We start from the raw sequence: 14,710 nt of genomic DNA, 5'->3' as shown, positions 1-14,710 counted from the left end.
CATGAGTCAGTTACAGGATCGTACCCTGCAATATTATCGTCAGCAGCAGTATCAGCCCGGCTGGTTTGATCTGCTGAGCGTGATGATTAACGGCATGTTGAACAATGCGGGCGAGCAGGAGAGCCAGGCGTTTCTGCGCCAGATGGGTGACAACCTTGCCAGCCGCTACCCGCTGGGCGAGGTGGCAACCGTGGCGGACCTGGAAAGGCAGATCAACCGCGTACTGGCACAGTTCAACTGGGGCTTTGTCGATCTGCAACCGAGCGACAGCGCGATCGTTATCGATCATCTGGCGCTGCCGCCGGGCGACGGCGTGATGAGCGATCGCCAGTGGCGCCTGGCGCTCGGCGCGGTGCTGGTGGGGCTGTATGCCCGCTGGCTGCGCGGGCAGGGTGGCAGCGATAGCGTATCGCTGAGTGTGGAAGAGACGGGCGACAGCTCGCTGCGCTTCCGCTATCAGGCATGAGGATGACTATGATTGCCATATTCAGGGCCAGCGTGCTGCTGCTGGCACTGGCGCTGGGCGTATCCCAGGCCGGTGCAGCGGACGGCTGGAGCACCTTTAAAACCCGTTTTATGACCGCCGATGGCCGCATTCAGGACACCGGTAACAAAAACGTCAGCCACACCGAGGGCCAGGGCTTCGCGATGCTGATGGCCGTCTGGTACAACGACCGCAGCGGCTTCGACAGCCTGTGGCGCTGGACGCAGAATAACCTCAGCAACCCGGCTAACGGCCTGTTCTACTGGAAGTACATCCCCGACGCCAGCGACCCGGTCAGCGACCGCAACAACGCCTCCGATGGCGATGTGCTGATCGCCTGGGCGCTGCTGAAGGCGGGCAATAAGTGGGGCGATAACGGCTACTTACAGGCCTCCGACCGCCTGCAAAAAGAGATTATCAAACGCAATGTGATCGTCTATGCCGGGCGCACCATTATGCTGCCTGGGGCGCAGGGCTTTAACAAGACCAGCTATGTGATCCTCAATCCGTCCTACTTTATCTTCCCGGCGTGGCGTGATTTTGCCGCGCGCAGTCATCTGCAAGTGTGGAACAAACTCATCAGCGACGGGCAGCAGCTGCTGTCCGAGATGCGCTTCGGCGACAGCGGCCTGCCGCTCGACTGGGTGGCGCTGAACGCCGACGGCAGCATGGCTCCGGCCACCGCCTGGCCGCCGCGCTTCAGCTACGATGCCATCCGCATTCCGCTCTATCTGCACTGGTACGATCCGCAGTCGCTGCAGCTGGTGCCGTTCCAGCATTTCTGGATGAGCTTCCAGCGCCTGCAAACCCCGGCGTGGATTGATGTGATGAGCAACGAAAAAGCGCCGTACAATATGGCCGGCGGCCTGCTGGCAGTGCGTGATTTGACGCTGGATGATACCGGCTATCTCAACGACCAGCTTAACAGCAGCGAAGATTACTACTCCTCCAGCCTGCACCTGCTCACCTGGCTGGCGCTGAAAGACCGGTAGATCGGGTTTTCGTAGGGGCGAAGGCTTGCCTCGCCCGTACTGAGCCCCGTGCTCACCCGAGTCGGGCATGCCCGACCCCTACGATTCAGGTTACCTGGTTATTGTAGGGGCCACGGCATGCCTCGCCCGCATGGTTAGATCTTCGAAGACGATGATGTACTGTCATTGACTGTGGTCCATATTTGAGTAGAATAAATTCCACTCAACCCTGAACGCAGCGATTAAGTTCACTGGCCGTTGGGGTGAAGGAACCGGCCATCGCGCCGGTTTTTTCGTTTCTTAAGGATAAGAAAAAATGCGCACCTCCTTTTTTGTTGATGGATACAACCTCTTCTACGGTATGCTGGCCGGAACACCCTACAAGTGGCTAGATTTGCCCGCTCTGCTGGCTCATATCTGCAAGATACAAAATCCAGCCTCTGTAACCCAGCAGGTGAATTACTTTACCTCTCCCGTTTTGCCCCCTCTTGCAAGCAGGGGGAAGCAGTCAGCCGAGGCACAAGATGTTTATATCCGTGCCCTGAAAGCGCAGGGTGTGATAGTCAACCTGGGCAGGCACAGACTTAATCGCGGTAAAGCTCCACGCTATATAGAAGGAGTTCAGGCATCCCGAACCGATAAGGTAGATGTGTGGGATCTTGAGGAGAAAGAAACGGATGTAAATATTGCCATAAGCATGTACCGACTTCTCGCATGCCAGAGAAATAAGAATGTCGCACAATGCACTGAACAGATCGTCCTTGTCTCAGCGGATACTGATATGACACCCGCACTGAAAGCGATCAGAGAAGATTTCCCAGCGGTTACTGTTGGTATTATTCTGCCGCACAGGGAAGGTATAGATCGTGGAGTTCCTGGCTCTCTAAAAAACCACAGTGACTGGATAAGGCGGCATGTAAAAATTGATGAGCTGATAGCCCATCAATTTCCTCCTCGCGTACCGACAAGAAAAAAACCAGCCGATAAGCCTGATTATTGGTAGCACGATAGTTAAAGACGTGGCATCAGGCTAAACCTGGGGGGCGAAGGCATGCCTCGCCCGTACTGAGCTCCGTGCTCACCCCGGGTCGGGCATGCCCGACCCCTACGCAAATCCCGTTTGGTGCTATATGCCTCGCCGGTACTGAATACCGTCTCACCCCGGGTAGGGCTACCTGCCTGGGTAGGGGCCGACCTTCTTTTGCGGTCGGCCCTGAACCCACCCCGACAAACCCCACGCCGATCACTGCGGATACGCCACCCAGTCGCCGCCGTTCAACCTAATCCACGGCTTGCCCTGATACATCACCACCACCGCGTTATCATTTTCCGAGACTACCGGCGTCTGCGGCAGGTTATCGCTCAGCGCGGCCATATTCACGTTCGGCGCGTTGAACACCTGGCCGTCGACCACGCGGGAGACCAGTTCGGAGATCGCCTGCAGGCTGGTGGGGGTGCTGACGTTTAGCGTCGCCTGGTGCGGCGCTTTCATCCCGGCAAACTTAATCCCGACCGGCACGTGGGTAATGCTGCTGCTTGGGATGTCGCGCAGGCCGGACATCTGCATGCGGTCACCCTCCAGCGCTGCGCCGTGCTCCGGCACCACAATCACCATCACCCGGCGGCCAGACTTGTCGAGGTTAGTCAGGAAGCCGTCCAGCTGGTCAAACAGCGTGTTGGCCCGTGGCTGCCACGGCGCGGTTTTGCTGCTGCCCAGCGTGCGCGTGCCGTCGTGCAGCGGGATCAGGTTATAGAAGGTGGCGCTGCGGGCGTCGGCGCTTTTCTGGCGTTCGTCGAGCCAGCGCTGCATCAGCTGCGCATCGTTAAACACCGGCGAGCCGTCGAAGGAGGTCAGTTCGTGCGAGATACCGGCCTGCGACATCAGCGGTGCCTGTAAATTGCCCTCTTCGCGCAGCTCCTGCAAATAGCCGCCAAAAATCCCCTGATGGTCCAGCATCAGCTGCGGCTTAAAGCCGAGCTGCGCCAGGTTATCAAACAGGTAGCAGCGGGCATCTACCGGCTTGTACAGATCGCTGTGCGAGCTTTGCCCGCAGCTGGCGCGCAGCAGGCGGATGCCCGCCGGGCCGCTGTAGCCGGTGGCAGAATTGTAGTTATCCAGCAGCAGGTCGAAATGTTTCCACAGCGGGTGATTACGCAGCCGGGCGTAATCAATATCCGACCAGGCCAGCGAGCAGATGTTGATCACCAGAATATCGAACGGCGCGGCATCGGCAGGCAGCGCCGCCGGGAAGGCGGTGACGCGCTGCTTCTCTGTTTCATAAAACCTGTTCAGGTACGCCGTCAGGCTGGCGCTGGTGGGGGCAGCGGACTGATCCAGCCCGCTGGCGGCCACGGTATTATTCCCCGGCGTACTGCTTGCGACGGCAACCGGCGCAGCCGCTTTATCCGGCAGCAGGGCGAAGGAAGGCCCGGCCAGGTTCACCACGTTGAGCCACACCAGCGCCAGTGACACCAGCACCGTCACCCGCAGCCACTGGGCAACAAACAGGTAGAGCACCATCAGCACGAAGCCGCTGCCGATCATCTGCCAGTTGATAAAGCGCTGCAGCAGGTCGAGCAGATAAGCCGGGGAGAAGCCCGCCAGCTGGCTGCCCTGGCTGAGCAGGCTGGAAAGCCCCGGCAGCCAGGTGTCGTGCCACAGCAGCGCGATGCCGAGGGGCACGGAGACCCAGTGGCGCAGACGGTGCAGCTTCGGCGAGGGCAGCAGCAGCCACGCCAGAAACACCAGATTAGCCAGCGCGTGGAAGTTGAGGTAGCCAAACCACAGCAGGGCAAATTTCAGCAGGAAATAGAGGTTCCAGCCGCCCAGCCCGCGCCAGTTGCGCCACAGGCCAGGGGAAGTCTCAGAAGAAGGGTCACGCAGGGTCATGATTTTTTACTGTCCGTCCCGGAAGTTTTACGCCGCCACGTGCCTTCATATTTCAACGCGCGCGGCGGCAGCACGCGGTGCCGCAGCCCGCGCCATTTTTTCGGCAGCCAGCGGCCGTATAGCGGTTTGAGCAGCAGCAGGATCAGCAGCAGCAGAGTGACAATCTGCACCCAGTCCATCAGCGTCATGGCGCATCGCCCTTGTCCACCGGGGTGTTAAGCGTCACCTCTTCCGGCACCAGGCGCAGCGGTGCGGCCTGCGGTTCCGCAGCAGAAGGGGGGGCTTGCACAGCAGGGGCATCGCGCCAGGCGCCGGGCGTGGTGCCGGCCATCTGCCGCACTTCCGACAGGATCTGCAGATCTTCAAACCACACCAGGCGATTGGTGAAGATCTCGTCGGGCGGCAGGCGGAAGATAAATTTCAGCGCGGTATCCAGGTCGTTGTAGCGGCACGAGGAGAGGAACAGGTACAGGCGGTCGCCGATGCGCGTCACCAGGTCACCGAAGCGGCGCGGCTTGCACAGCGTCAGCGCCTGCTCCGGGTTCAGCTCCGGCACCGGGCGCAGCGCCACCAGTAGCCCTTTGCCGTCCTGCGGCAGCACGGTGTTGCCGATCAGGCGCGTTACCGAGCGGCAGAAGTGCTCCAGCGGCAGGTAGCCTTTCTCCTGCAATGGCTGCATCGATTTCAGCAGTACGCTCAGGTCGGCCGGCACGTGGCGGTTATAGCGCTGCCCCTGCAAGCCTTCCAGCGTGGTGAGAAAGCGCGACATCGCGGCGTTTAGCGGCACAATCGCGTTTACGCCGCAGGCCAGCAGCAGGCGCTCATCGCTGTTGCGCAGCGCGGTGTGCATCTCGCGCACCACGATTTTCAGCCCGCTGCCGCGCGTGCGCCGCAGGTTATGAATGTCTGCGGCAAGCTGGGCGATCTGGTCACTGTGGTGCAGGTTAAAGATCACCGTGGCGGCGCTGGCCTGCTGAGCGCGGCTGGCCAGCTGGCCGTTATCGTCGAACAGCGTCCAGGCGCTGGAGAGCGGCGGCGCGCCCTCCAGCACCCCTTTTTCGGCCAGGTACAGATGCTCATCATTTAAGGTTAACGGGCTATTTTGCTCCGAATCGCTAATCTGAGTGAAGCAATCCTGCTGTAATTCAAGGCGTAATGCGCGGTCGGCCAGCATGCCACTTTTATTACACCACCAGTTAATTCGGTAATTCCAGCTATCCTGCTGCCATTCCAGATGTGAAAGTCCGTCTAAATGACGATAGCGGGTTTGTAAATCATTTCGCAGGTGATTAACGCCGGAACCGTAAGTGATAATCAACATTGTTGACTGTCGCGAGGCTAACCACTTTTGCATTCCCTTCAGCCAGCTGTTTAATTCTTCAGGTGTTATTTTTTCCCAGCTGCTAAATGCGGTAAAAAATAACAAGAATCGTGGCTTGTTGGCTAAAGCGCGCGATAAATCTTCGCCCAAATTAAGCAGGGCTTGCTGAGTAGCGGGCAGGGAAAACAGCGGGATGGTGTTCGGGCCGCTGGCAGGGTCTGGAACCAGCAGAGACTGGGGTTTCTCAGGGGTGGCGATCAGCGTCACGGCCGTCTGAGTCGCGATAGTCTGACGTGCCAGAGTGCGTGCATCTTCCTGACGGTTTACCGTTACCCAGTAGCAGCCTGGCGGTTGCATCAGCACTAATTCATTTTGGACCTGACCCAGCCCTAAGCTAAATGAAATCGTCATAAGATTTTTCGCACCAGGGGTAATCCAGCATAATGGCAGGTCGGATAAAGATTTCCGTACCAATTCTAATCCCGTAAATATACATTACATCGTAAACCATTCCAGTGAATCATTGATGGAATCGTTATGTGATGAAATCCTATTAATCCGTGCGGATAATCCGACATAATGACCGCCATGCCGAATAAAAATCAGCAATCTGGGAAAATCCCTGGCCACGAACCGCCCGATGACATTAGCGCACTGGGTGAGGCTTTTGCGTTAACCGCGTTTCGCTATATCGATATTGCCCGTCAGGAAAGGCTGGCCGCAATTTATCAGCGCTGGCCATTACTGACCGAATTGGGCGCATTGCAAAAAAAGGGGTAGTTATGCCGGTGGTGGCATTTTGCGGTTTACGCGGGGGAGTGGGCACCACTTCCATAACAGCGGCGCTGGCCTGGGCACTGAATAGCCTTGGCGAACGTACGCTCGCCATCGATTTTTCCCCGTTTAACCAGCTGCGGATGCATTTCAACACCCCTTACCAACAGCCGCGCGGCTGGGCGCACAGCGCGCTACGGCAGCAGCCCTGGCAGCAGAGCGCCATGCGCTACACGCCATTGCTCGATTTTATTCCCTTCGGCCAGCTGCAAGCGGCTGAAAGCGAAGCGTATCTGCGCAATCCTGAAGCGCTGCTGGCGCCGTGGGCCGGGCGGCTGCACGCGCTGCGGGGCGACTATCGCTGGGTGCTGTTGGATATCCCGGCGGATATGCCGCAGCTGGCGCGGCAGCTGTTGCCGCAGGCGGACCACCGGATCGGGGTGATTGTCCCCGACGGCAACTGCCATCTGCGCCTGCATCAGGCAGAGGTCGCAGAAAATACCCGGTACCTTATTAACCAGTTTAATCCGGTGAGCAAGGCACAGCAGGATCTGCACCAGCTGTGGATCGGCTCGCTCAATCAGCGCCTGCCGCTGCTGGTGCATCGCGACGAGGCGCTGGCTGAAGCGCTGCTGAATAAGCAGCCTCTCGGAGAGTATCGCCCGCTGAGCCTGGCGGCGGAGGAGATTGCCACGCTGGCGAGCTGGTGCCTGATCAACCTGACGGGCGCGCCAGCATGAACCCGCTGCGCGCGCTGCTGATGCCCGCCGCCCTAAAGGCGCTGAGCCAGCGTTACCGCGGCTATCGCCGCCAGCGCACGCCGCCCCTGACGGCGGCGCTGCACTGCCTGCTGGTGGCGCTCGGCTGGGCGCTGCTGCGCTTTGAAAGCGCGCAGTGGCAGCAGGTCAGCGCCCGCCAGCGCCAGCTTTACCCGCATATCTCCCCCGAGCGCCCGCGCCCGGCCGATGCGCTGCGCTATCTGATCCAGAGCCTGTGGCTGCTGCTGGTGCTGCCGCTGGATGCCTCGGCGCGCAGCGAACGCCAGCGGCTGAATGCCTTTAGCGCGCTGGCCCGCTGGCGCCGGGGTTTTTACCGCTGGCTCAACCGCCTGCCGCAGCGCGCCGCGCAGGCGAAGCTGGAAAAACGCGGCGAGCGCTGGTTAAGCCAGCTTCCCCCTTTGCTGCGCCGCGCGCTGTTCACCGTGGCGGTGCTGCTTGCGACGGTGCTGGCGCTGTTGTGCATCTCGCAGCCGTTCGATATCTGGACGCAATTTATCTTCGTGATGGTGCTGTGGGCGGTGGCGATGGTGGTGCGGCGCATCCCCGGCAGGCTGCCAATCATGATGATGATCGTGCTGTCGCTGACCATCTCCTGCCGCTATCTGTGGTGGCGCTATACGGCCACGCTAAACTGGAACGATCCGCTCAGTCTGACCTTTGGCGTGCTGTTGATCGCCGCTGAAACCTACTCGTGGGTGGTCCTGCTGCTGGGTTATTTCCAGAGCCTGTGGCCGCTGCAGCGCAAGCCGCTATCAATGCCGGAAGATGTCAGCAGCTGGCCCGCGATCGATCTGCTGGTGCCAACCTGGAACGAGCCGCTCAGCGTGGTGAAGCCGACGATCTACGCTGCGCTTGGCCTCGACTGGCCGCGTGAAAAGCTCAATATTTATCTGCTGGATGACGGCCGGCGGCCGGAGTTTCGCGCCTTTGCCGAGAGCGTGGGCATCCACTACATCGCCCGCCCCAGTAACGAGCACGCCAAGGCGGGCAATATCAACCACGCGCTGCGCACCACCTGCCGCGGCGAATTTGTGGCGATTTTTGACTGCGACCACGTGCCGACGCGCTCGTTCCTGCAGATGACCCTCGGCTGGTTTATCAAAGACCCGCGACTGGCGATGTTGCAGACCCCGCACCACTTCTTCTCGCCGGACCCCTTTGAGCGCAACCTCGGGCGTTTTCGCCGCACGCCGAACGAAGGCACGCTGTTTTATGGGCTGGTGCAGGATGGTAATGACGTCTGGGATGCCACCTTCTTCTGCGGCTCGTGCGCGGTGCTGCGGCGCAGCGCGCTGGAGGAGATCGGCGGTATCGCGGTGGAAACCGTTACCGAAGATGCGCACACCTCGCTGCGCCTGCACCGCGCTGGCTGGACCTCGGCCTACATCCGCATCCCGCAGGCCGCCGGGCTGGCCACCGAGAGTTTATCGGGGCATATCGGGCAGCGCATCCGCTGGGCGCGCGGCATGGTGCAGATTTTCCGCCTCGACAATCCGCTGCTCGGCAAAGGGCTAAGGCTGGTGCAGCGGTTGTGCTACGCCAACGCCATGCTGCACTTCCTGGCGGGTATTCCCCGGCTGATCTTCCTGCTGGCCCCGCTGGCGTTCCTGCTGTGCCACGCCTTTATCATCTACGCCCCGGCGCTGGCCATCGCCATCTATGTACTGCCGCATATGCTGCACACCAGCCTGACTAACTCGAAAATTCAGGGGCGCTGGCGCCACTCGTTCTGGAGCGAAGTGTATGAAACCGTGCTCGCCTGGTATATCGCCCGGCCGACCACGGTAGCGCTGTTCAACCCGCATAAGGGCAAGTTTAACGTCACCGCTAAGGGCGGGCTGGTGCAGGAGGAGCATCTCGACTGGGTGATCACCAAGCCCTATATCTTCCTGGTGCTGCTCAACCTGGCGGGGGTGGCAGCGGCCATCTGGCGCCTGTACAGCGGCCCGACGCACGAGATCCTGACGGTGCTGGTCAGCCTGCTGTGGGTGTTTTACAACATGATTATTCTCGGCGGCGCGGTGTCGGTGTCGGTCGAGGCGCGCCAGATCCGCGAAGCGCACCGCGTGGAGATCGCCATGCCTGCGGCCATCGCGCGCGCCGACGGCCATCTGCTGCCCTGCACCCTGCGCGACTATTCGGACGGCGGCGTCGGGCTGGAGCTGCGTGAAGCGCACGCGCTCAACGCAGACGAAGAGGTCTGGCTGCTGCTCAAGCGCGGCCAGCAGGAGTTCAGCTTCCCCTGCGTGGTGCAGCGCACCTTTGGACGCCGGGCGGGCATTCGCCTGCACAACCTCAGTACCGAACAGCACGTCGAATTTCTTCAGTGCACCTTCGCCCGCGCCGATACCTGGGCGCTGTGGCAGGACAGTTTCCCGGAAGACAAACCGATCCACAGCCTGGTGGATATCGTCATCCTCGGCTTTAAAGGCTACCTGCGCCTGGCGGAGTACGGGCCGCCGCGCCTGCGCCAGCTGTTTATTGGCTTAACCGCGCTGATGGCGTGGCTAGCTTCATTTTTCCCTAAAGCGCGCGGGCCACGGCCCGGTGCCCGCTCGGTAATCGCAGAATCATGAGAAAAACACGCCGCGGCCTGGCCGCACTCCTGCTGGCATTCGTCACCCAGGCCGCCCCCGCAGAAACCCCGGCAGCAGAGGCGCAGGTGCTGCCCGCCGCCCCGGTACGCCAGTCGGCGCTCAACTTTGCCCAGCTGGCACCGCCGCCGGGCAACTTTGCGCTGCGCGGCACCCAGCCGCAGGGGCAGATTGAGTTCGGGGTGCGCAGTGACGAAGTGGTGACTAACGCGCTGCTCAACCTCAGCTATCGCCCGTCCCCGGCGCTGATCCCCACGCTGTCGCAGCTGAAAATCACCCTCAACGACGAGCTGGTCGGGCTGGTAACCATCACGGCGGATCAGCTGGGGAAAGAGAACCAGACGCAGGTGGCGATCGACCCGCGCTTTATCGGCGATTTCAACCGCATCCGCCTCGAACTGATCGGGCATTACACCAATATCTGCGAAAACCCGGCTAACAGCGCGATCTGGCTGGATATCGGTAAGCAGAGCGGGCTGCAGCTGACGCTGCAAAAGCTGCCGCTGAAAAATGACCTTTCGCACTTCCCGGAACCGTTCTTTGACGCGCGCGACGGCCGCCCGATGAGCCTGCCGGTGGTGTTTGCCGCCACGCCGGATCTGGGCCAGCAGCGCGCCGCTGCCATACTCGCGTCGTGGTTTGGCAGCAAAGCCCAGTGGCGTGGGCAAAACTTCCCGGTGCTGTTGAACCAGCTGCCCGCGCAGCAGCACGCGGTGGTGTTCGCTACCAATGCCCAGCGGCCTGACTTCCTCAAAGCGCTGCCCCCGGTGGATAAGCCGACGGTGGAGATCGTCGATCAGCCGGGAAATCCGTACCAGAAAATGCTGCTGGTGCTCGGGCGTGACGACAACGATCTGATCGCGGCGGTGCAGGGTATCGCGCAGGGTGAGCTGCTGCTGCGCGGTCAGACCGCCCATGTGGAAGGGGTGAAAACCCTCGCCGACCGCCAGCCCTACGACGCGCCGAACTGGGTGCGCACCGACCGCCCGACCACCTTTGCCGAGCTGCAGCAGTATGCGGGCCAGCTGCAGTCGGATGGGCTGCAGCCTGCGCCGCTGGCGTTTACCCTCAACCTGCCGCCGGACCTGTTTTTGATCCGCGCACGCGGCATCGACATGGATCTGCGCTACCGCTACACCTCGCCGCTGCAGGAGGATGGTTCGCGGCTGGCAATACACCTTAACGACCAGTTTGTGCAGGATTACCCGCTGACCGTGAAGCAGGACCGCAGCAAACAGCTGCTGCGTATTCCGCTGCTGCAGGGGCTGCAGGATGGTAGCACCAGCCTGACCATCCCGGCGCTGCGCCTCGACGTGGTGAACCAGCTGCGCTTTAGCTTCGACTATGTGCTGACCTTTATCGGTGGTACCAGCGACCGCTGCGAAACCGTGGTGCCGGTCAGCAATCACGTGGTGATCGACGGCAACTCCACCGTCGACTTCTCCGGCTATCGCCACTTTATCGAGATGCCGTCGCTGCGCGCCTTCGCCACCGCCGGCTTCCCGTTCAGCCGCCAGGCCGATCTGGCGCAAACTCTGGTCCTGATGGACCCGCAGCCGCAGCCGGAGAACATCAGCGCCATGCTCAATGTGCTGGCGAACGTCAGCGCGCAGACCGGCTATCCGGCGCTCAAGGTGCAGATTGCCGACAGCTGGGCGCAGGCGCAGAGCAGCAATGCCGATATTCTGACCATTGGCAGCCTGCCCGCCGGGCTGAAGCAGGACAGCAATATCAGCCTGCTGGTCGATGCGGCGAAAAGCCGCATCAATAAGCCGCTGCGCCAGCCAGCGCTGAGCAGCGTGGACGGCCCGGCCAGCGACCGTCAGGCGGAGAGCCAGACCACGATAACGTCAGACGGGCCGATGGCGGCGGTGGTCGGCTTCCAGTCGCCGTATGACCCGCAGCGCAGCGTGGTGGCACTGTTAGCCGACAGCCCGCGCGGCTGGCAGCTGCTGAATGAGGCGATGAACGACAGCGGTAAACGCGCCGCCATGTTTGGCTCCGCCTCGATTATTCGCGAGTCCGGCGTCAGCAGCCTGCGCGTCGGCGAAACCTATTACGTCGGCCACCTGCCGTGGTGGGAGCGCCTGTGGAATGCGCTGGCGAATCATCCGCTGTGGCTGGCGCTGCTGGCCGGGGTGGTGGTGATCCTGTTTGCGGTGCTGGTGTGGCGCCTGATGCGCGGCGTCAGCCGTCGCCGCCTGGATGACGAGGATGACGACGCGTGATACGGCGGCTAACCGGGCTGTTACTGCCGCTGCTGCTGCTGCCCGGCAGCCCCGGCGTGCGGGCGCAGGTGGCGCCGATTGACTGGCTGCTCCAGCAGGTGCGGGTCGGCGAAGCCAACCATAAATACGAGCTGGTGACGCAGTCGCTCTACCGGCTGGATAAAATCGACCCGGATAATCCGCAGGTTGTAGCGGCCAAACTGCGGCTGGCGCTGCGCCAGGGCGACCAGGCCCGCGCCGCACAGCTGATGGCGCAGCTGCGGCGCAGCGCACCGGATGCGCAGGCCACGCGTGAGGCGGCGGCCAATATGCTGCTCATCACGCCGGAAGGCCGGCAGCAGCTGCAGCAGGCGCGGCTGCTCGGCGCTTCCGGGCAGCTGGTGGAGGCGCAGGCCGCGTGGGATCGCCTGTTCCACGGCGCGTTTCCCTCCGCTGACATGGCGCTGGAGTACTGGCGGCTGGTGGCCCGGCTGCCCGGCCAGCAGGCGCGCGCGCTGGCGCAGATGCAGGCGCTGGACCGCATCACGCCGGGTAATGCCGAACTGCAGCAGTCGCTGCTGCTGATGCAGCAGAATGTGCAGCGGGTCAAAGCCGATAGCCAGGCCGCCGCGCTGGGCGCTCGCGGGCAGGCGCTGGCAGCGGCCAACCACCGGGCGGCCGCTATTGCGCTGTTCCGCCAGGCGATTGCCGCCGATCCAGGCGGTGACGACGCCAATAAATGGCGCAGTCTGCTGCGCTCGAACCATTACTGGCTCAGCATTGAGCAGGGCGATAAGGCGCTGGCGGCAGGCGAACTCAGCGCGGCGCAGAGCCACTATCGGCAGGCCGCGGGTTTCGATCCGCGTGATGCCTGGGCCCGTATCGGCTTTGGCGATGTGGCGCTGGCCGGTAAAGATCGCGCCGGGGCGGAGCAGTACTACCGCCAGGCGCTGCGGCTTGAGCCGCAAAACCGTACCGCCGCACGTCGCCTGATGACGCTGCGGCTGGACGCGCTGACTGCTGAAGCAGAGCAGCTGGCGGCGCAGGGCAGATGGGCGCAGGCGGCAGAGAAGTATCGCCTGGCGCAGCGCGAGGCGCCGGATGATGTCTGGCTCAACTATCACAGCGCGCGCGCGCTGCGTGAGAGCGGTCAGCGCGCGGCGGGCGACAGGCTGATGGCGGCGATGGCGGCGCGCCAGCCGCAGCAGCCGGCGCAGGTTTATGCTTACGGGCTGTGGCTCTCTGGCAACGGTGACGATGCGGCCGCGCTGGCGCGTCTCAACACCCTGCCACGCAGCAGATGGACGGCGGATATGCGGGCGCTGGCGCAGCGCCTGGCGCGCAGCGAGCTGCTGGCGCGCATTGACCGCAGGGTGGCGAAGCAGGAGTATGCCACGGCGCTGAGCGACTATCGCCAGGCAATGCAGGCGGTGGGGATTAGCGCCACCGCACCCGGCGACAACGAGACCTTTACCCGCCTGATGCGCAGCGACGCGCAGGACGACTGGCAGCAGCGCGGCATCCGCCGCGACAGCGCCAGCCTGTATCGCCAGCAGGAGACGCAGCTGACGCTGGCCGAGGACTATTCGCGTAATAAAGGCAGCGGCGGCGTTTCCGATTTTAGCGCGCACACCACCATGATGCAGGCGGAGACTCCGCTGTCTGACGGGCGTGGCTGGCTGCAGCTGGATAATGTAGACGTCTCGGCAGGCAGCTTTACCCGCAGCGCCAATGGCACTATCAGGGAGAATTTTGGCACCTGCGCCAGCGCGGATGCGCTGTGCAACCGCGACTTCCGCCAGCATCAGAACGGCACCAGCATTGGCGCGGGCTTCCGCAGCGAGCGCTGGTCTGCCGACCTCGGCACCACGCCGCTCGGCTTTGAGGTCACCAACTGGGTCGGCGGCCTGAGCTGGAACAGCGATATTGACGATCTCGGCGTGACGCTGAGCGCCTCGCGCCGCCCGATTGCCAGCTCGCTGCTGGCGTTTGCCGGCGCGCGCGACCCCAATCAGGCTAGCGGCAAACGCTGGGGCGGCGTGGTGGCGACCGGTGGCGCAGTCGGTCTGAGCTGGGATCGCGGCGGCGCGCACGGCGTATGGGCCGATCTCAGCGCACATCAGCTAACGGGTAAAAACGTGGCGGATAACTCCCGCGAGCGCCTGATGAGCGGCTACTACTACAAGCTCATCAACGACGATAACCGTCGGGCAACCGTTGGTATTAACGGCATGCTGTGGCACTACGCGCAGGATCTGAGCGACTATTCCCTCGGCCAGGGCGGCTACTACAGCCCGCAGCGCTATGCCTCGCTGTCGCTGCCGGTCACCTGGCGCCAGCGCACGGCCAACTGGTCGTTTGACCTTGGCGGCTCGGTTTCGCTGTCGCACGCCCATAGCGACGCCACGCCGCGCTATCCGCTGAATTTCGGCGCCATCACCGCTGATAACGCCCCGGGCAGTGATGGCGGCGGCTCCGGCTTTGGCTATACCTTGCAGGCGCTGGTCGAGCGGCGCTTAACCTCAAACTGGACGCTGGGCCTCGGCGTGGATATCCAGCAGGCCAAAGATTACACCCCGAGCCACGGACTACTCTTTCTGCGCTACTCGATGGCTGGCTGGCAGGGCGACCTTGATATGCCGCCGCAGCCGCTGGCGCCGTACGCCAGCCTGAAGTAAGCTGCGTGACTG

Annotated in this window: 11 protein-coding genes; 8 read left to right on the top strand and 3 right to left on the bottom strand. The window is 62.4% G+C overall.

The genetic code is table 11. The features are described from left to right. Position 1: 1 nt before the first annotated feature. The 3 genes from bcsD (at position 2) to J2Y91_RS07440 (ending at position 2,458) form a co-directional block, all read left to right on the top strand. Complete coding sequence (gene bcsD / locus J2Y91_RS07450) at positions 2 to 466, top strand: cellulose biosynthesis protein BcsD (RefSeq protein WP_133622423.1); 465 nt, start codon at positions 2 to 4, stop codon at positions 464 to 466. Positions 467 to 474: 8 nt separating this feature from the next. Next, positions 475 to 1,476, top strand: coding sequence for a glycosyl hydrolase family 8 (locus J2Y91_RS07445; RefSeq protein WP_208864902.1), 1,002 nt, complete (start codon positions 475 to 477; stop codon positions 1,474 to 1,476). Positions 1,477 to 1,771: 295 nt separating this feature from the next. Beyond that, positions 1,772 to 2,458, top strand: a complete 687-nt coding sequence (locus J2Y91_RS07440; RefSeq protein ID WP_133622424.1) for an NYN domain-containing protein — start codon at positions 1,772 to 1,774, stop codon at positions 2,456 to 2,458. Between the two features lie 240 nt (positions 2,459 to 2,698). Here the strand turns inward: J2Y91_RS07440 and bcsG are convergent, their stop codons facing one another. The 3 genes from bcsG to bcsE are packed head-to-tail and all read right to left on the bottom strand — an operon-like array spanning position 2,699 to position 6,077. After that, positions 2,699 to 4,345, bottom strand: a complete 1,647-nt coding sequence (bcsG, locus tag J2Y91_RS07435; RefSeq protein WP_133622425.1) for a cellulose biosynthesis protein BcsG — start codon at positions 4,343 to 4,345, stop codon at positions 2,699 to 2,701. Beyond that, the gene (gene bcsF / locus J2Y91_RS07430; RefSeq protein ID WP_133622426.1) at positions 4,342 to 4,533 is read right to left on the bottom strand and encodes a cellulose biosynthesis protein BcsF; all 192 of its coding nucleotides are present in this window, start codon (positions 4,531 to 4,533) and stop codon (positions 4,342 to 4,344) included. The genes bcsG and bcsF overlap by 4 nt, the downstream gene beginning before the upstream one ends. Then, a complete protein-coding gene (gene bcsE, locus J2Y91_RS07425; RefSeq protein WP_133622427.1) occupies positions 4,530 to 6,077 on the bottom strand; it encodes a cellulose biosynthesis protein BcsE in 1,548 nt (515 codons plus the stop codon). The genes bcsF and bcsE overlap by 4 nt, the downstream gene beginning before the upstream one ends. Positions 6,078 to 6,254: 177 nt before the next feature. On the opposite strand from bcsE, the gene bcsR reads away from it, so the two are divergent. From bcsR to J2Y91_RS07400, 5 genes are read left to right on the top strand one after another with little or no spacing between them, the layout of a single operon-like run. After that, on the top strand, positions 6,255 to 6,446 hold the full coding sequence (bcsR, locus tag J2Y91_RS07420) for a cellulose biosynthesis protein BcsR (RefSeq protein WP_133622428.1): 192 nt from the start codon (positions 6,255 to 6,257) through the stop codon (positions 6,444 to 6,446). 2 nt (positions 6,447 to 6,448) lie between these two features. Beyond that, entirely contained in the window at positions 6,449 to 7,180 is a 732-nt protein-coding gene (bcsQ, locus tag J2Y91_RS07415) for a cellulose biosynthesis protein BcsQ (protein ID WP_133622429.1), read from the top strand. Beyond that, positions 7,177 to 9,795 (top strand): UDP-forming cellulose synthase catalytic subunit, encoded by a 2,619-nt coding sequence (gene bcsA, locus J2Y91_RS07410; RefSeq protein WP_253539475.1) that lies wholly within the window; start codon positions 7,177 to 7,179, stop codon positions 9,793 to 9,795. The genes bcsQ and bcsA overlap by 4 nt, the downstream gene beginning before the upstream one ends. After that, positions 9,792 to 12,041, top strand: coding sequence for a cellulose biosynthesis cyclic di-GMP-binding regulatory protein BcsB (gene bcsB, locus J2Y91_RS07405; RefSeq protein WP_253537730.1), 2,250 nt, complete (start codon positions 9,792 to 9,794; stop codon positions 12,039 to 12,041). Before bcsA ends, bcsB begins: the two co-directional genes overlap by 4 nt. Further along, the gene (locus J2Y91_RS07400; RefSeq protein WP_253537727.1) at positions 12,038 to 14,698 is read left to right on the top strand and encodes a cellulose synthase subunit BcsC-related outer membrane protein; all 2,661 of its coding nucleotides are present in this window, start codon (positions 12,038 to 12,040) and stop codon (positions 14,696 to 14,698) included. Before bcsB ends, J2Y91_RS07400 begins: the two co-directional genes overlap by 4 nt. Positions 14,699 to 14,710: the final 12 nt, after the last annotated feature.

Source organism: Erwinia aphidicola (assembly GCF_024169515.1).
Taxonomy (GTDB): Bacteria; Pseudomonadota; Gammaproteobacteria; order Enterobacterales; family Enterobacteriaceae; genus Erwinia; species Erwinia aphidicola.
This window is presented reverse-complemented; position numbering and strand designations above follow the sequence as displayed.

Bases quoted from the DNA above. Each gene is read 5' to 3' on its own strand.
- bcsD (WP_133622423.1), top strand. From the start codon at position 2: ATGAGTCAGTTACAGGATCGTACCCTGCAATATTATCGTCAGCAGCAG.
- J2Y91_RS07445 (WP_208864902.1), top strand. From the start codon at position 475: ATGATTGCCATATTCAGGGCCAGCGTGCTGCTGCTGGCACTGGCGCTG.
- J2Y91_RS07440 (WP_133622424.1), top strand. From the start codon at position 1,772: ATGCGCACCTCCTTTTTTGTTGATGGATACAACCTCTTCTACGGTATG.
- bcsG (WP_133622425.1), bottom strand. From the start codon at position 4,345: ATGACCCTGCGTGACCCTTCTTCTGAGACTTCCCCTGGCCTGTGGCGC.
- bcsF (WP_133622426.1), bottom strand. From the start codon at position 4,533: ATGACGCTGATGGACTGGGTGCAGATTGTCACTCTGCTGCTGCTGATC.
- bcsE (WP_133622427.1), bottom strand. From the start codon at position 6,077: ATGACGATTTCATTTAGCTTAGGGCTGGGTCAGGTCCAAAATGAATTA.
- bcsR (WP_133622428.1), top strand. From the start codon at position 6,255: ATGCCGAATAAAAATCAGCAATCTGGGAAAATCCCTGGCCACGAACCG.
- bcsQ (WP_133622429.1), top strand. From the start codon at position 6,449: ATGCCGGTGGTGGCATTTTGCGGTTTACGCGGGGGAGTGGGCACCACT.
- bcsA (WP_253539475.1), top strand. From the start codon at position 7,177: ATGAACCCGCTGCGCGCGCTGCTGATGCCCGCCGCCCTAAAGGCGCTG.
- bcsB (WP_253537730.1), top strand. From the start codon at position 9,792: ATGAGAAAAACACGCCGCGGCCTGGCCGCACTCCTGCTGGCATTCGTC.